Annotated in this window: 14 protein-coding genes, 2 pseudogenes and 1 riboswitch; of the genes and pseudogenes, 9 read left to right on the top strand and 7 right to left on the bottom strand. The window is 71.3% G+C overall.

What is annotated here, in order from left to right:
* Positions 1–3: 3 nt before the first annotated feature.
* Together ACWD1U_RS15755 and ACWD1U_RS15750 are read left to right on the top strand one after the other, a co-directional pair.
* Positions 4–1,065 (top strand): adenosine deaminase, encoded by a 1,062-nt coding sequence (locus ACWD1U_RS15755; protein ID WP_451107830.1) that lies wholly within the window; start codon positions 4–6, stop codon positions 1,063–1,065.
* Positions 1,050–1,808: a glycerophosphodiester phosphodiesterase gene (locus ACWD1U_RS15750; RefSeq protein ID WP_451107829.1), complete on the top strand. Its 759-nt coding sequence runs from the start codon at positions 1,050–1,052 to the stop codon at positions 1,806–1,808. The genes ACWD1U_RS15755 and ACWD1U_RS15750 overlap by 16 nt, the downstream gene beginning before the upstream one ends.
* Here the strand turns inward: ACWD1U_RS15750 and ACWD1U_RS15745 are convergent.
* From ACWD1U_RS15745 to ACWD1U_RS15735, 3 genes and pseudogenes are all read right to left on the bottom strand, one after another.
* Positions 1,753–3,357 carry an RNA polymerase sigma factor gene (locus ACWD1U_RS15745; RefSeq protein ID WP_451107982.1) on the bottom strand — a complete coding sequence of 535 codons (1,605 nt, stop codon included), beginning with the start codon at positions 3,355–3,357 and terminating at the stop codon, positions 1,753–1,755. The genes ACWD1U_RS15750 and ACWD1U_RS15745 overlap by 56 nt on opposite strands.
* A gap of 113 nt (positions 3,358–3,470) precedes the next feature.
* A pseudogene (locus ACWD1U_RS15740) lies at positions 3,471–3,800 on the bottom strand (hypothetical protein); the annotation flags it as partial.
* Between the two features lie 90 nt (positions 3,801–3,890).
* Complete coding sequence (locus tag ACWD1U_RS15735) at positions 3,891–5,330, bottom strand: gamma-aminobutyraldehyde dehydrogenase (protein ID WP_451107827.1); 1,440 nt, start codon at positions 5,328–5,330, stop codon at positions 3,891–3,893.
* A gap of 164 nt (positions 5,331–5,494) precedes the next feature.
* On the opposite strand from ACWD1U_RS15735, the gene ACWD1U_RS15730 reads away from it, so the two are divergent.
* From ACWD1U_RS15730 to ACWD1U_RS15700, 7 genes are all read left to right on the top strand, one after another.
* Entirely contained in the window at positions 5,495–6,034 is a 540-nt protein-coding gene (locus ACWD1U_RS15730; RefSeq protein WP_059419035.1) for an Lrp/AsnC family transcriptional regulator, read from the top strand.
* Between the two features lie 19 nt (positions 6,035–6,053).
* On the top strand, positions 6,054–7,415 hold the full coding sequence (locus ACWD1U_RS15725) for an aspartate aminotransferase family protein (protein ID WP_451107825.1): 1,362 nt from the start codon (positions 6,054–6,056) through the stop codon (positions 7,413–7,415).
* 393 nt (positions 7,416–7,808) lie between these two features.
* Complete coding sequence (locus ACWD1U_RS15720) at positions 7,809–8,558, top strand: ABC transporter ATP-binding protein (RefSeq protein WP_451107824.1); 750 nt, start codon at positions 7,809–7,811, stop codon at positions 8,556–8,558.
* On the top strand, positions 8,540–10,087 hold the full coding sequence (locus ACWD1U_RS15715; protein WP_451107822.1) for a hypothetical protein: 1,548 nt from the start codon (positions 8,540–8,542) through the stop codon (positions 10,085–10,087). The genes ACWD1U_RS15720 and ACWD1U_RS15715 overlap by 19 nt, the downstream gene beginning before the upstream one ends.
* Before the next feature lie 116 nt (positions 10,088–10,203).
* On the top strand, positions 10,204–10,611 hold the full coding sequence (locus tag ACWD1U_RS15710; RefSeq protein WP_451107980.1) for a VOC family protein: 408 nt from the start codon (positions 10,204–10,206) through the stop codon (positions 10,609–10,611).
* Positions 10,612–10,634: 23 nt separating this feature from the next.
* Entirely contained in the window at positions 10,635–11,756 is a 1,122-nt protein-coding gene (locus ACWD1U_RS15705; RefSeq protein ID WP_451107820.1) for an LOG family protein, read from the top strand.
* 204 nt (positions 11,757–11,960) lie between these two features.
* The gene (locus ACWD1U_RS15700; protein ID WP_451107818.1) at positions 11,961–12,611 is read left to right on the top strand and encodes an LAETG motif-containing sortase-dependent surface protein; all 651 of its coding nucleotides are present in this window, start codon (positions 11,961–11,963) and stop codon (positions 12,609–12,611) included.
* Between the two features lie 59 nt (positions 12,612–12,670).
* Here ACWD1U_RS15700 and ACWD1U_RS15695 read toward each other — a convergent pair.
* The 4 genes and pseudogenes from ACWD1U_RS15695 to ACWD1U_RS15680 form a co-directional block, all read right to left on the bottom strand.
* A pseudogene (locus tag ACWD1U_RS15695) lies at positions 12,671–12,985 on the bottom strand (hypothetical protein); the annotation flags it as partial.
* A gap of 3 nt (positions 12,986–12,988) precedes the next feature.
* Complete coding sequence (locus ACWD1U_RS15690) at positions 12,989–14,008, bottom strand: ABC transporter ATP-binding protein (RefSeq protein ID WP_451107817.1); 1,020 nt, start codon at positions 14,006–14,008, stop codon at positions 12,989–12,991.
* Positions 14,008–15,609: an ABC transporter permease gene (locus ACWD1U_RS15685; protein WP_451107978.1), complete on the bottom strand. Its 1,602-nt coding sequence runs from the start codon at positions 15,607–15,609 to the stop codon at positions 14,008–14,010. The genes ACWD1U_RS15690 and ACWD1U_RS15685 overlap by 1 nt, the downstream gene beginning before the upstream one ends.
* Before the next feature lie 38 nt (positions 15,610–15,647).
* A complete protein-coding gene (locus ACWD1U_RS15680; RefSeq protein WP_451107976.1) occupies positions 15,648–16,721 on the bottom strand; it encodes a thiamine ABC transporter substrate-binding protein in 1,074 nt (357 codons plus the stop codon).
* An 88-nt stretch (positions 16,722–16,809) separates the two neighbouring features.
* A riboswitch (TPP riboswitch) is annotated at positions 16,810–16,916 on the bottom strand.
* Positions 16,917–16,920 lie beyond the last annotated feature (4 nt).

Below are 16,920 nucleotides of genomic sequence, written 5' to 3'. Positions count from 1 at the left end.
ACCTTGACCCAGCATCTCGTCGACCCCCGCGCCCCACGCGACCTCACGGCGTTCATCGCCGGACTGCCCAAGGCCGAACTGCACGTGCACCACGTGGGATCCGCCTCCCCCCGGATCGTGTCCGAGCTGGCCGCCCGGCACCCCGACTCGAAGGTGCCGACCGACCCCGAGGCCCTGGTCGACTACTTCACGTTCACCGACTTCGCGCACTTCATCGAGGTGTACCTGTCGGTCGTCGACCTGATCCGCACACCGGAGGACGTCCGGCTGCTGACGTACGAGGTGGCCCGGGACCTGGCCCGGCAGCAGGTGCGCTACGCCGAGCTGACCATCACGCCGTTCTCGTCCACCCGTCGCGGCATCGACGAGCGTGCCTTCATGGACGCGATCGAGGACGCCCGCAAGGCGGCCGAGGCCGAGTTCGGGACCGTGCTGCGCTGGTGCTTCGACATCCCCGGCGAGGCGGGCCTGGAGGCCGCCGAGGAGACGACCCGGCTCGCCACCGACGACCGGCTGCGCCCGGAGGGCCTGGTCTCCTTCGGTCTCGGCGGGCCGGAGGTCGGCGTGCCCCGGCCGCAGTTCAAGCCCTACTTCGACCGCGCGATCGCCGCCGGACTGCACTCCGTACCGCACGCCGGCGAGACCACCGGCCCCGAGACGGTCTGGGACGCGCTGACGCATCTGCGGGCCGAGCGCATCGGGCACGGCACCAGCTCCGCGCAGGACCCGAAGCTGCTCGCACACCTCGCCGAGCACCGGATTGCGCTGGAGGTGTGCCCCACCTCGAACATCGCCACGCGCGCGGTCCGCACCCTCGACGAGCACCCGATCAAGGAGTTCGTGCGGGCCGGCGTCGTCGTCACGATCAACTCCGACGACCCGCCGATGTTCGGCACCGACCTCGACAACGAGTACGCGGTCGCCGCCCGGCTCCTCGACCTGGACGAGCGGGGCCTGGCCGGCCTGGCCAAGAACGCCGTCGGGGCGTCCTTCCTGGACGCCGCGGGCAAGGCCCGGATCGACGACGAGATCGACACGTACACCGCGGGATGGCTCGACCGGTGACGCCGACCGCACAGCGGCCCGGGCGGCCCGTGACCGCCGTGGCTCACCGGGGCGACCCCTACCGGGTCCGTGAGAACACCGTCGCCTCGCTGCGTTCCGCGCTCGCCCGGGGCGCGGACACGGTGGAGATCGACGTGCGGCTCACCCGGGACGGCGTGCCGGTGCTGCTGCACGACGCGACGCTGAAGCGGCTGTGGGAGCACGAGCGGCCGGTGCTCGCGCTGTCCTCGGACGAGGTGCGCGGGCTGACCGACGGCGGGGTGCCGACCCTGGCGGAGGCCCTGGCGGCGACCGACGGGCACCGGGTGATGATCGACCTGCCCGGCTCGCCCGACGTGCGGGCGGTGCGCCGGGTCATGGACGCCGTGCGGGCGTCGGGGGCGGCGGACCGCGTCTACTACTGCGCGGGCGCCGACGCCATGCTCGCCGTGCGCGCGGCGGACGCGGCCGCCGAGATCGCCCTCACCTGGACGACCCTGGCCCCGCCCCGGCCCGTCCTGCTGGAGGCGATCCGCCCGCGTTGGCTCAACTACCGGTTCTCGCTGGTGGACCGCCCCCTCGCCGACCGGGTCCACCGCGACGGCTGCCTGCTGTCCGTCTGGACCCCGGACACGCGTCGCTCCATGCGACGGCTCCTGGCCGCCGGGGTGGACTCGATCACCACCAACCGCGTCGACGTGCTGTGCGCTACACGCGCGAGCGCTGCGGCACCGTCGCCGGGTCGGCCGGGGTCGCGCGCGTGAGGTACTGCGGCACCGGCGCGCCGTCCGTGCCGGTGTCGCGGACGAGGCCGTAGCGGATGGCGCCCTGAGCGGGGCCCTCGTTGACGTCCTTGTCCACGGCCTGCCAGCTCGACGTGAAGACGGCGATGCCGTAGTCGCAGCCGCGTTCGTTCTGGGTGAGGGTGACGGTGCCGTCGACGTAGAAGTACTCGTTCTGCCACATCTGCTGGGTGCCGGGCGGCAGCACCGCGTACCCGATGCCGGGGCCGCCCATGCCGGTGACGTAGCCGTTCGGGGCGCCGGGCAGCGGGTCGTCCATGCGGCGCGAGCCGCCGGAGGCCACGTGGAACAGCTTGCCCTTCAGGCCGGTCCAGGTCGGCATGACGACCGCGCCGGGCCGGGCGTGCGGCGAGATCTGCCAGCGGACCAGGACATAGCCCTGGCCGCTCAGCGTCACGCTGTCGCCCCGGTGCTGCATGACGGCCCTGGGGCCGCCGGTGCTGGTGATGCCGGACTCGGGACGGCGGGGCAGGGCAGTGGGCCGGGCGTCCGGGTCGGGAGCGCGATCGACGGCGTCGACGACCGTGCCGTACAGGTCCGGCTTCTTCGTCACCGGCGGGGAGGGCGTGGGGGTGGACGGAGCGGAGGCCGGTGGCGGTTCGGAGGCGGCCGTCGCCGTGGGCGTGACCGCGACCCGGGGCGGCGGGGCGTCGGGCGGCTGGGTGACGACGTAGGCGCCGCCCGCCACGATCGTGGCGCCCGCCGTCATCGCGACGGCCGGCTTGGTGAGCCCGCCCAGGAGCTTGGCGGACCAGCCCGCGGAGGTGGCGGCTACCGCCGTCTTGCCACCGAAGGCCAGCGACAGTGTGAAGCCGGCGGGCAGCGGGACGAGCGCGATGCCGACGAGAAGGCGTTCGGCCGGCACGACGGGCTCCCGGGTGTCGCCGCAGTAGCCGCAGCCGCGGATGTGCCGGGCCAGCCGCTTGCGCCACACCGAGTCGGGCCGGCCGTTCCAGCGGCCGGTCAGTTCGCGCAGGTCGGGGCAGGCACCGTCCAGGGCGCGGACGATGCCGCGCGAGGTCTCCAGGCGCTCCTTCATCCGCTGGACGCGCACGGCCGCGTGCTGCCGGGTGATGCCGACGGCGGCGGCCAGCTCACGCCGGGTCAGTTCGCCCGCGGCCTCCATCCACCACAGCGACAGCAGTTGCCGGTCCTCGTCGTCGAGCCAGCGCACCGCCTCGGCGACCTCGCGCCGCTGCCCCTCCAACTGCAGTCGCAGCACGGCCAGTTCGGCGAAGTCGGCAGCCGCGGCCTCCTCCAGCCGGTCCGGGGTCTTCCGCCGGGCGCGGTCCCGGACCTGCCGCATGGCGATGGCCACCAGCCAGGACCGGAAGCTGTCCGGGTCGCGCAGCGAACCGAGGTTGCCGACCGCGCGCAGCATGGTCTCCTGGACGACGTCGTCCACGTCGGCGTGGCCGTTCAGGGCCCGGCCCACGATGTTGTAGACCAGCGGCAGCCAGCCCGCGACCAGCTCGTCCAGCGCCTGCCGGTCGCCGGCCTGCGCCGCCATGACGACGGCACGCCAGTGCTGACTGTCCACGGTGGCCTCTCGACGCCTGGGTTCACTGATGTTCCGCGCACGCACCCTCTCAGGCGGTCCCGGGGTTCTCGCCATGTCGAAGATCACATCGTGGAGACGAGGTGAAGGCGCACGGATAACACTTTTTCGCGCGGACCAACCGGACGGCACCGGCTCCGGTCAGGCCGCGGCACCGGGACGGGGCGCGGGGTGAGCGCCTCCAGCCGCTTGATCTTCTGCCGTACGGCGTACAGCGGGATCACCCCGAGCACCCCGAAGGCCATGTCGATCACCGACCACCAGAAGGGGATCTCGCGGATGGGTCCGCAGATCAGGGCGAGCGGGACGATGCCCGCGCAGGCGATCATCCCGAACTCGACGACCCAGATGTTGCGGGCCGGGTCGCGGTAGGGCCCGTAGAAGGCGACCGCGAGCTGTCGGGGTGTCGAGAGCCACCTGTGGACGCACGAGCGGCCCCGGACGGAAACCAACCGTCCGGGGCCGCTCGCGGACTGCTCGGGTGACTACGCGTCCAGCGACGTCATCACGTGCTTGATCCGCGTGTAGTCGTCGAAGCCGTACCCCGACAGGTCCTTGCCGTAGCCGGACTTCTTGAAGCCGCCGTGCGGCATCTCGGCGACCAGCGGGATGTGGGTGTTGATCCACACGCAGCCGAAGTCGAGCTTCTTGGACATCCGCATGGCGCGGCCGTGGTCCTTGGTCCAGACGGAGGAGGCGAGCGCGTACTCGACGCCGTTGGCCCACTCCACCGCCTGGTCCTCGTCGCGGAAGGACTGGACGGTGATGACCGGGCCGAAGACCTCCTTCTGGATGATCTCGTCGTCCTGCTTCAGGCCCGAGACGACGGTCGGCGCGTAGAAGTAGCCCTTGTCGCCGACCCGCTTGCCGCCGGCCTCCACGCGCGCGTGCGCCGGCAGCCGGTCGATGAAGCCCTCGACCTGCTTGAGCTGGTTGGGGTTGTTGAGCGGGCCGAACAGCACGTCCTCGTCGTCCGGCTGCCCGGTCTTCGTCTCGGACGCGGTCTTCGACAGCGCGGAGACGAACTCGTCGTGGATGGACTCGTGGACGAGTACGCGCGTGGCGGCCGTGCAGTCCTGGCCGGCGTTGAAGTAGCCCGCGACCGAGATGTCCTCGACGGCCTTGGCGATGTCGGTGTCCTCGAAGACGACGACCGGGGCCTTGCCGCCCAGCTCCAGGTGGACGCGCTTGACGTCCTTGGCCGCGGACTCGGCGACCTGCATGCCGGCCCGTACGGAACCGGTGATGGAGGCCATCGCCGGGGTCTCGTGCTCGACCATCATGCGGCCGGTCTCGCGGTCACCGCAGATGACGTTGAAGACGCCCTTCGGCAGGATCCCGCCGAGGATCTCCGCGATCAGCACCGTCGACGCCGGGGTGGTGTCGGAAGGCTTCAGCACGACCGTGTTGCCCGCCGCGATCGCCGGGGCGAACTTCCACACGGCCATCATCATCGGGTAGTTCCACGGCGCGACCTGCGCGCAGACGCCGACCGGCTCGCGGCGCACGATGGAGGTCAGGCCCTCCATGTACTCACCGGCCGAGCGGCCCTCGAGCATCCGCGCCGCGCCCGCGAAGAAGCGGATCTGGTCGACCATCGGCGGGATCTCCTCGGAGCGGGTCAGCCCGATGGGCTTGCCCGTGTTCTCCACCTCGGCCGCGATCAGCTCCTCGGCGCGCTCCTCGAAGGCGTCCGCGATCTTCAGCAGGGCCTTCTGGCGCTCGGCGGGAGTGGTGTCGCGCCAGCCGGGGAAGGCCTCGGCGGCCGCCGCCATCGCGGCGTCCACGTCCGCCTGCCCGGACAGCGGAGCGGTCGCGTACGCCTCGCCCGTCGCGGGATTGACCACCTCGGTGGTCCGTCCGTCGGCGGCGTCCCGGAACTCACCGCCGATGTAGTTGCGCAGACGACGCAGCTCGGTGCTCACTGCCGGCCCTCCAGTTCGGATGTCCAGTACTTGAGACACCCACCCTAGTCGGCCGACCCACGTTTTCAACACCCCCGCTCCCTTCGATCGTGCGGAATCCGCAGTAGCGAGCGACTGAAACAACGGATTTCATCGATCGAGGCTTGCGGAAGTGTCGAGACCTCGTGCACAGTGACCTCGTGGCCAGTCGAAGCGCAGACCAGAAGGGCTCGCGGGAGCACCGCGAGTCCTCCCGCGAGTCCAGGAACGGCAGCTCGCCGCAGCTGGACGCGGTGTCCCTCGCCATCATCGAGCAGCTCCAGGAGGACGGCCGCCGGCCGTACGCCGCCATCGGCAAGGCCGTGGGCCTGTCCGAGGCGGCCGTGCGCCAGCGCGTGCAGAAGCTGCTCGACCAGGGCGTGATGCAGATCGTCGCCGTCACGGACCCGCTCACCGTGGGCTTCCGCAGACAGGCGATGGTCGGCGTCAACGTCGAGGGCGACGTGGAGTCGGTCGCGGACGCGCTGACGGCCATGTCGGAATGCGAGTACGTGGTGATGACCGCAGGCTCCTTCGACCTGATGGTGGAGATCGTCTGCGAGGACGACGACCACCTCCTGGACGTCATCAACAAACGCATCCGGGCCGTCCCCGGAGTGCGCTCCACCGAGAGCTTCGTCTACCTCAAGCTCAAGAAGCAGACCTACATGTGGGGAACCCGATAACCGTGAGGACCCGATAGCCGTGAGCAAGGACCTCTCCCAGACCGCGTACGACCACCTGTGGATGCACTTCACGCGTATGTCGTCGTACGAGAAGGCCCCCGTCCCCACGATCGTCCGGGGCGAGGGCACGTACATCTACGACGACCAGGGCAAGCGCTACCTGGACGGGCTCGCCGGCCTGTTCGTGGTGCAGGCCGGGCACGGCCGCGTCGAGCTCGCCGAGACCGCCTTCAAGCAGGCGCAGGAGCTGGCGTTCTTCCCCATCTGGTCGTACGCCCACCCCAAGGCCGTCGAGCTGGCCGAGCGCCTCGCGCACCACGCGCCGGGCGACCTGAACAAGGTCTTCTTCACCACCGGCGGCGGCGAGGCGGTCGAGACCGCCTGGAAGCTCGCCAAGCAGTACTTCAAGCTGGTCGGCAAGCCCACCAAGCACAAGGTCATCTCCCGCGCGGTCGCCTACCACGGCACCCCGCAGGGCGCCCTGTCCATCACCGGACTGCCCGCCCTCAAGGCGCCCTTCGAGCCCCTCGTACCGGGCGCCCACAAGGTCCCGAACACCAACATCTACCGGGCGCCGATCCACGGCGACGACCCCGAGGCCTTCGGCCGCTGGGCCGCCGACCAGATCGAGCAGCAGATCCTCTTCGAGGGCGCGGACACGGTCGCCGCGGTCTTCCTGGAGCCGGTGCAGAACGCGGGCGGCTGCTTCCCGCCCCCGCCCGGCTATTTCCAGCGCGTCCGCGAGATCTGCGACCAGTACGACGTGCTGCTCGTCTCCGACGAGGTCATCTGCGCCTTCGGCCGGCTGGGCACGTACTTCGCCTGCGACAAGTTCGACTACGTACCGGACATGATCACCTGCGCCAAGGGCATGACCTCGGGCTACTCCCCCATAGGCGCCTGCATCATCTCCGACCGCCTCGCCGAGCCGTTCTACAAGGGCGACAACACCTTCCTGCACGGCTACACCTTCGGCGGCCACCCGGTCTCCGCGGCCGTGGGCCTGGCCAACCTCGACCTGTTCGAGCGCGAGAACCTCAACCAGCACGTCCTGGACAACGAGGGCAACTTCCGCGCCACCCTGGAGAAGCTCCACGACCTGCCGATCGTCGGCGACGTCCGCGGCAACGGCTTCTTCTACGGCATCGAGCTGGTCAAGGACAAGGACACCAAGCAGTCCTTCGACGCGGACGAGACCGAGCGGGTCCTGTACGGCTTCCTCTCCAAGAAGCTGTACGAGAACGGCCTGTACTGCCGCGCCGACGACCGCGGCGACCCCGTCGTCCAGCTCGCCCCGCCGCTGATCTCCGACCAGTCGACGTTCGACGAGATCGAGCAGATCCTGCGGGCGACGCTGTCGGAGGCGTGGACGAAGCTCTGATCTTCCTTAGGAGCGATCAGCATAGGGATGATCAACAACGGCCCCGGTGCCGTCCGTTCGAGTGAGAAACGGGCGCCCGGGGCCGCGTGCTGTCCGGCTGCTTGCCGCGGGCTGCCTAGCGTGCCCATTGACTCCTCCCCCTCACGGGGGTTCCTGGCTCACGCTGCTCGGTCGCTCAGCGAGCGACCGAGTCCGACGCGATCAGCACCAGCCGGGTTGAGACCAGCCCGGGCGGCAGAAACGCCTAGGAGGCGGCACGTGCTTGCTTCTCGCGACGCGCTGTCCACGACACACGTTACCCGGGACCGAGCGCGTGACCGGCGGCCTCCGCACTCGTTCGCCCGCACGAGGGACACAGCGCAGCATTTCCGACCAGAACCGAGGTGTACGCCCATGGAGGCCCGGCCGGACAACGACGTGCTCTGGGCACGTGCCCTGCACTTCCAGCACGAGGACGGCTCGCCCGCGCTCTGCGGCGTCTCGCTCGGCGTCCGGGAGGGCGAGATCCTCGCCCTCAGCGGCCCGCGCGGCAGCGGCAAGACGACCCTGCTGCGGTGCCTGTCCGGCCTGGTGCCCGTCCGGCGCGGCGAGGTCTGGTTCAACAGCGTGCCCGTGCACACCATGGGCCCCCTCACTCGTGAGCGGCTGCGCCGCGACCGCTTCGGCTGGATCGACCCGGCCCCCTCCCTGGTGCCGGAGCTCAACGTCTGGGAGAACGCCGCCCTGCCGCTGATGCTGCGCGGCACCAGCCGGCGCCGGGCCAAGACCGCTGCGCTGGAGTGGCTGGAGCGCCTGGACATCGGCGACAGCGCCCGCAAACGCCCGCACGAGCTGGTCCAGGCAGAGCGCCAGCGGGTCTGCATCGCCCGCGCCCTCGCCCCGGCGCCGTCGGTGCTGTTCGCCGACGAGCCCACCGCGCCCCTGCACCGCGCCGACCGCGCCCATGTGCTGCGCACTCTCACCACGGCGGCCCGCTCCCACCGCATCACCGTCGTCCTGGCCACGCACGACCCGGAGACCGCGGCCCTCGCCGACCGCACCGTGTCGCTGCTCGACGGGCGGTGCGTGCAGACCGTGCACCTACCGCCGGTCGGTGAGAACGCCGAGCCGGAAGGCCGGGCCGCGTGCTCGCTCTCCGTCTGACCCGCGGCTCCCACCCCGCCGTCCAGCTGCGCCGCCTCCTGGTCGCGGCGGCCTCGGCGGGCACGGGTTTCCTCTTGCTCTGCGCCCTGGGCTACGCACTCGGCCACCCGGGCTCCCCCGGCGCCGCCCTGCTGCGCCTGGCCTGGTGCGCGGCCCCGCTGGCCGCAACGGTGTACTTCGCGGTCGCGGTGGCCCGCACCGACCCCGGCACCCAGCCCCGCCCCGGCCTCTCGGCGATCGGCCTCGGCCCGGTGCGCCTGATGGCCGTCTCGGCGACGACCACAGCCCTGTCCTGCACCCTGGGCTCGATGCTCGCCCTGCTGTTCTTCCTCCACCTGCGGGGCGACCTGACCGGCATGCCCTTCGACGCCGCCGCCGCCGAGTCCCTCGCCGCCGACCAGCCGCTGCCGCTGCCGGGTGTCCTGACGCTGCTGGCGATCGTGCCCGTGGGCGCGTCCGTCGCGGTGGCACTGGCGCTGCGGCCCAGGGAGGCGAGGCCGGCCGGGCCCCGTGCGGCCAGGACGTACGGCCGCTTCGGCGCGTACCGCCGTACGAGCACACGCGAGACCTTCGGGGCGTACGGCCGGTTCGGCCGGCAGATCGTCCGGCCCGGGGACGCCACCGGTACGGAGTCCGCCGCGCGGAAGAGCGGGCCACCGGTGGCCAGGACCGACGGGCAGGCCTCGGCGACCGTCACGGGCGGCGGCACGGCGAGTGGGGTCGTCGACCCCACTCAGCCGCCCGGTCCCGTGAATCTGACCGGCGATCCCGCTCAGCATCCCGCCCCGCACCCCGCGAGGCCGGACGCCGTGAGCGCCCTCAGTCTCGACGAGGCCCCTGCCGGGCACCCCGCGGCACGTGACAGCGCCGACGACCCCGCCGCCCTCGACGCGGCGCTGCCGGGCACTCTCGACCCCGAGGCCTCCCCCACCGCCGCCCCCTCCGGTCTCCCCTGGGGCATCGCCGTCCTGGCCGCGGGCCTCGCCGTGGAGACCTACACGAGCCGCACCTCCCCCACGCCCCCCGACCTCACCTTCTCCGGCGCCTCCCCCGGCGTCCTGGTGGGCTGGGCGCTGTGCGCCGTGGGCCTGGCCCTGGCCGGGCCGGGCCTGACACACCTGTGCGGGCGGCTGCTCCAGTCGGCCCGCCCCGGCGCCCTGCGGCTCCTGGCCGGCCGCATCCTCATGGCGGAGGCCACGCGCATCGGCCGACCCCTGGGCGTCGTCTGCGCGGTCATGGCCGCCGCATGGGCCATGACGCTGCTGCACGCCCCGAACGGGCTGTCGCTCGGTCCGCTCACCATCCTCGGCGTGCTGCTCGTGACCGGCTGCACCGTGGCGACGCTCCTCACGGCCGCGGTCGAGGCCCGGCAGGCCCGCGCCGACATCACCGCGGCGCTGCTGCGTCTCGGCGCCCCCGCGACGATGCTGCGCAGCGCCACCGCTCTCCGCGCGGGTGCGCTGCTCGCCCTGTTCGGTCCGCTCACGCTGACGGTCGCGGAACTCGCGGCGCTGCCGCTGGCCCGCTGAGCCCGCCGGCGCCCGCCGAAGACTCGTACGAAAAAAATCTCCGAACGGCGATGAGTTGCGCGCCGGTCCCCGGTCTCATCTCGCGTAACGACATCGACCCGACGGGAGAGACCTCCATGTACCAGCAGATGATCTTCGTGAACCTGTGCGTCAGCGACCTCGGCGCCTCGAAGAAGTTCTTCACGGAGCTGGGCTTCACGATCAACGAGCAGTTCAGCGACGACACGACCGCCTCGGTCGTGATCAGCGAGACCATCGTGGTGATGGTGCACACCAAGGAGAAGTACTCCCAGTTCACGAAGAAGGAGATCGCGGACTCGACGAAGACCAGCGAGGTGCTGCTCGCGCTGAGCTCCGAGAGCCGCGAGAAGGTCGACGAACTGGTCGAGAAGGCGGTCGCTGCGGGCGGTTCCGTCTCCGGCGAGACCCAGGACCACGGGTTCATGTACGGCCGTGCCTTCGACGACCCGGACGGCCACACCTTCGAGGTCGTGTGGATGGACCCGTCGGCCGTCGAGGGCTGAACCGGCTGTGCCAGCATGGGCGGGTGCAGACGATGCCCGCCCATGCGGCCCACCACGACGACCATGAGATCGAGACGCTCGAGGAGTTCGACGCGACGGTCTCGGCGCGTGGCACGCTCGCCGGTCACCGCGTCCAGGCCGTCGATCTGACGGACCGCACGCGCGAGCTGCTCACCACGGACACGGCCGGCGCGGTCTTCCTCGGCTGCGCGATGCGCGAGGACGCGGCCGCGAAGATCCGCGGCGACGGCGCCCTGGTCTTCCCGCCGGTCGCGGACCTGCCGTTCGACCCGTACCGCGGCCTGCTCTACTCGCCCGACGAGCTGTTCGCGTCCCTGGCCGACGGTTACGAGGCCACGCCCGACGCCCTCGCCTACGCCTGGTTCCAGCGCACCAAGGCGGACAGGGACATCTACGCGTCCCTGCTGCGCGCGGTCCACGACGACAGCGTCTCGGACGCCCTGGACGAACTCCTCTCCGGTGCGCGGGTGGTGGGCGTGATGGGCGGTCACGCGATGGCCCGCGGCACGGAGGAGTACGCGGGCGCCGCACGGCTCGGCCGGGAGCTGGCCCGGGCCGGTTTCACGGTCGCCACCGGCGGCGGCCCCGGCGCGATGGAGGCGGCCAACTTCGGAGCGTACGCCGCCCCGTTCGGCGACGAAATGCTCACGGAGTCGCTCGAACTGCTCGGCAAGACACCGCACTTCACCCAGTCGATCACCCAATGGGCGGCGGCCGCCCTCGAGATACGCGCCCGCTGGCCCCGGGGCGGTCGTTCCGTCGGCATCCCGACCTGGTTCTACGGCCACGAGCCGCCGAACGCGTTCGCCTCCCACATCGCCAAGTACTTCGCCAACGCCACTCGCGAGGACGGCCTGCTGGCCCGGTCGAACGCGGGTGTGGTGTTCCTGCCGGGCGCCGCCGGGACGCTGCAGGAGATCTTCGACAACGCGACGCCGAACTACTACGAGTCGCGCGGCGAGCCGACACCCATGGTGCTCGTGAACCGCGCGCACTGGACGGAGCGACTGCCGGCCTGGCCCCTGCTCCGGTCGCTGGCCAAGGGGCGCTCCATGGAGGCGCGGATCGCGCTGGTGGAGCGGATCGAGGAGGCGCCGGAGGCGTTGAAACGTCTCGGCGGTTAATAAGCTGGCAAAGCAAGTGCTTGCAACCTGCATATGCGTTGACACTACTTATGCAGCGCTTATAGACCTGTGAGCCTCCCGGTAGTGCTGATCTTCCGTCAACACTGCCTCCACCCCCCGCATTTGCGCATCCCGTAAAGGACAAACGTGGCAGTTCTGTCCGTATCACGCCGTACGGCATCGCGTCGTACCGTCGCACGTTCCGTGCGGATCCTCGGTGTCGTCTCCGCCTCGGCCGCGCTCGCGCTCGGTGCCGCCGGCGACGCGCTCGCCTGCAACATCAACGAGTTCTCGGCCGAGGCGAAGTGCGACGGCGACAAGGGCGTCATCACCGTCACCGACGTGGACCCGGCCGGCGTCCCGGCGACGGTCACCGTGTACCTGGAGAACAACGGCGCCGACGTGAAGAAGGTCGGTGAACAGGTGGTCAAGGGCTCGCGCGAGGGCACCACCATCACCTTCGCCGAGGACTGGAAGCCGAACGCCGAGTACCGCATCCACGTCAAGGCCACTCCGTACGTCGACGAGGACATCAAGCCGAACCTCGTCACCCCGGCCACGGCCTGCAAGAAGGAGGAGCAGCCCCCGGCGACTGTGCCGGCCACGCCGACCCCGTCGGCCTCCCCGTCGAAGCCGGCCGAGGAGACCGAGACTCCGGCTCCGACGCCGTCGGAGAGCCAGAGCACCTCACCGGCGGCCAACGCGCCCGCTCCGGCCGGTGACTCCAACCTCGCCGAGACCGGCGCCGACTCCAACACCGGCATCATCGCCGGCATCGCGGCGGCCCTGGTCGTCGTCGGTGGCGGCGCGGTGTTCTTCGGCATGCGCCGCCGCGGGGCGAAGACCGACAGCTGACGACTCCGCACACCGCGATGTGGCCCGTCCCCTGATCCGGGGGCGGGCCACGTCCCGTCTCACCCGAACGTCGCCCGCCGCAGCCAGAACTCCAGCAGCTCCCGGTCGCCGAGTATCTCCAACTCCTGAGCGTCCAGGGGAAGTCGCCGGTAGAAGGCGAGCAGCACGGAGGTGAGGGGTCCGCGCAGGGCGACCGTGGCCTTCTCATGTCCGCGGCGCCAGGCGACACCGTCCTCGGTGAACTCGACGAGCCACTCGGCGTTCAGGCCGGGCCCGGTGTCGATGGCGTGCAGATGGATGCTGCGGCCCGGGCCGCGCAGTTCCCCCACCGTGTCGTGCGGAGCCGTCCGCTGCACGTACTCCACGATCTGCAGCGATCAGTCGAGCACCACGATTTCGGCCCCGTCGAAGTCCACGCCGACCTCGTCCCCGACCTCCGGCGCCGCCCGCAGCGCGCACGCCGCCTCCAGGCGCGGGGCGTCCCGGGGCTGAAGGCGGACGGCGACGTGGGTGCCCTTGAAGGTGCGGGCGGTCACCGTGCAGCGCAGGCCCGTGCCGACAGGCACCAGGCGCACGCCGGCGGGCCGGACCAGCAGGGTGCGCGTGCCCTGCGGGGCCCCCTCCGGCACCGGCACCTTGCCCCATGGCGTGTCCGCGGCCTCCACCCCGACCGTCGCCTCGACGACGTTATCGAAGCCGAGGAAGCGGGCCACGAACGCGTCGGCGGGCCGCTGCCACACCTCAAGGGGCGTACCGGACTGGGCGATCCGCCCGTCCCGCATCACCACGACCCGGTCGGCCAGCGCGAAGGCCTCCCCCTGGTCGTGTGTCACGGCGAGCACGGTCGTGCCCAAGCGGCCGAACAGTTCCCGCAGTTCGACGACGAGCCGCTCCCTCAGCGACCGGTCGAGCTGACCCAGCGGCTCGTCCAGCATCAGCAGCCGGGGGCTCGGTGCCAGGGCCCGGGCGAGCGCCACCCGCTGCTGCTCCCCGCCGGACAGCGCGGCGACGCCCCGGCGTTCCGCACCGGGCAGGCCCACGAGGTCCAGCAACTCCTGGACACGCTCGGCCCGGTGGAGCTTCGCCGCCCCGCGCATGCGCAGCCCGAAGGCCACATTGCCGCCCACGTCACGCTGCGGGAACAACTGATGGTCCTGGAACATCAGCCCGACGCCCCGCTTGTGCGCGGGCACGCCCGTCTGGTCGCGCCCGTCGAGCACCACCCGCCCGGAGTCGAGCGGCTGCAGCCCGGCCACCACCCGCAAGAGGGTCGACTTGCCACTGCCGCTGGGCCCGAGCACGCACACGATCTGGTGCTCGGCGACCTCCAGATCGACGGCGTCCAGCACGGCACGCCCGCCGAAACGGACCGTCGCACCCTCCAGAGCCAGCAGCATCAGAACTCCCCCGTCCGGTCCGTGCGGAGCCTCTCCAGCACCAGCAGGGCCACGGCGCACACCACCATCAGAATCGTCGAAAGGGCCATCGCCTGGCCGTAGTTCAGGTCCCCGGGCCGCCCCAGCAGACGTGCCACGGCCACCGGCAGCGTCGGGTTGTCGGGCCGTGCGATGAACACCGTCGCCCCGAACTCCCCGAGCGACACCGCGAAGGCGAACCCGGCCGCGATGAGCAGCGCCCTCCGCACCAACGGCAGGTCCACCTCCCGCCACACCCGCCAGGGCGAGGCCCCGAGCACCGAGGCCGCCTCCCGCAGCCGCACGTCCACCGCCCGCAGCACGGGCAGCATGGTCCGCACGACGAACGGCACCCCGACCAGCGCCTGCGCGAGCGGCACCAGGATCCACGAGGACCGCAGATTCAGCGGCGGCTCGTCCAGCGCGATCAGGAACCCGAAGCCGACGGTCACCGCGGACACCCCGAGCGGCAGCATCAGCAGCGCGTCGAAGCCGCGCACGAACCGCCCGGCGTCCCGGCGGGTGAGCGCGGCAGCGGCCAGTCCGCCGATCACCACGGCGATGGCTGTGGCGGCGACCGCGTACGACAGGGAGTTGCCGATCGCCTCGATCGGCGGGACGAGGAAGACTCCGCCGTCCTCCCTGGTCAGCGCCCTGTAGTAACCGAAACCCGGCGCGTCCAGCGACCGCTGCACCAGCACGGCCAGCGGCAGCAGAAGCAGCACGACGACGGTGACGAGCACCCCGCCCAGCAGCGCCCACTGCCCCGCACCGCGCGGCCGGCGCGCGGTCACGGCCGCGTCCACCAGCCGTAGCGCGGTCTCCCGCCGCCGCACGGTCCAGGCGTGCAGCGCGAGGATCGCACCCACCGCGACGAACTGGATCAGCGTCAGCACGGCCGCCGTGGACAGGTCGAAGATCTCGGACGTCTGCCGGTAGATCTCCACTTCCAGGGTCGAGAAGGTGGGACCGCCGAGGATCTGCACGACACCGAAGGAGGTGAAGGTGAACAGGAAGACCATGAGCGCGGCAGCGGCCACGGCCGGGGCGAGGGCAGGGAGCGTCACCTGCCGCCAGGCCCTCAGCGGAGACGCCCCGAGCATCCGCGCGGCCTCCTCCTGCCGCGGGTCGAGCTGCGCCCAGAGCCCGCCGACGGTCCGTACGACGACCGCGTAGTTGAAGAAGACGTGCGCGAGCAGGATCGCCCACACGGTGGTGTCGAGCCGTACGCCCCACAGCTCGTCGAGCAGCCCGCCGCGCCCCACCAGCGCCAGGAACGCCGTACCGACGACGACCGTCGGCAGCACGAACGGCACGGTCACGACCGCCCGCAGCACCTGCTTGCCCCGGAAGTCGAAGCGCGCGAAGACGTAGGCGCCGGGGAGCGCGACGAGCAGGGTGAGCGCGGTGGAGACGAGCGCCTGCCAGGTGGTGAACCACAGGACGTGCCGGACGTCGGACTGCGCCAGCACCCCTCCGACCCGCCCGAGGTGCCAGACCCCGTCGGCCTTCAGACCCCGCGCGACGATCGCGGCGACGGGATAGGCGAAGAAGACCGCGAAGAACGCGACGGGCGCGGCCAGCAGGCCGAACCGCGCCGCCGCGCCCCGCCTGCGGACGGCTACTTCAGTACGAGTGAGGTCCACGACTTGACCCACTGGTCACGGTGGTCGGCGATCTTCGCCGGGTCCATGGTCTCGGGATCCTTCGCCTGCGGCCCGTACTTGGCGAACTCCGGCGGCACCTGGGCGCCCTCGCGCACCGGGTAGACGAACATGTTGAGCGGCATGTCGTCCTGGAACCGCTTGCTGATCAGGAAGTCGAGGAAGGCCTTGCCGCCCTTGGTGTTCTTCGCGTTGCTCAGCAGCCCCGCGTACTCGACCTGCCGGAAGCAGGTGCCCTCGGCGACCCCGGTCGGGGCGGTGCTCGGCTTCGGGTCGGCGAAGAGGACCTCGGCGGGCGGCGAGGAGGCGTACGACACGACGAGCGGCCGGTCGCCCTTGGCCTTCTTACCGCCGGCCGAGCCGGAGAACTCCTCGTTGTAGGCCTGCTCCCAGCCGTCGACGACCTTCACGCCGTTGGCCTTGAGCTTCTTCCAGTACCCCTCCCAGCCCCCGTCGCCGTACTTCGCGGCGGTGCCGAGCAGGAAGCCGAGACCGGGCGAGGAGGCGGAGGCGTTCTCGGTGACCAGGAGGTTCTTGTACTGGGGCTTGACCAGGTCGTCGAAGCTCCGCGGCGGATCGAGCTTGTGGTCGGCGAAGTACTTCTTGTCGTAGTTGACGCAGATGTCGCCGGTGTCGATGGGCGTGACCCGGTGCCTGCCCTGGTCGACCCGGTACTCCGGCAGAATCAGGTCGGAGCCCTTCGCCTCGTACGGCTGGAACAGGCCGTTGTCGAGGGCGCGGGACAGCAAGGTGTTGTCGACGCCGAAGAAGACGTCGCCCTGTGGGTTGTCCTTGGTCAGGATGGCCTTGTTCACGGCCTGCCCGGCGTCGCCGTCCTTGAGGACCCTGACCTTGTAGCCGGACTGCTTCTCGAAGGCCGCGATGACGTCCTTGGACGCGGCCCACGAGTCGTGGCTGACGAGCGTCACGGTCTTGGAGTCGCCGGACCCCTGGCCGCCGTCGGACGACCCGCACGCGGCGAGTGTGCCGACCATGCCGATCCCGACGGCCGCCGCCGTCAGCCGCTTCATGTTGATGTTCACCGGATTCCTCCTGGAGTGACCAGGAGAAGACGCGGCCCTGCCCGGGACTTCTGGGGCCCCGGGCAGGGCGCAACAGCTCGAGTGATGACCGATCTCCCTACCCAGAATGACCTGGGCCAGGTTCGGAGGGTCTGCGGCCGTGTGCCGCACTCTCAGCGCTGTGGCGCTCCCCTGTCGGAATATGCAG

This window comes from Streptomyces sp. NPDC002788 (genome assembly GCF_053592115.1).
The sequence above is the reverse complement of the archived record's forward strand: the minus strand, read 5'-3'. Positions and strand labels throughout refer to the sequence as shown.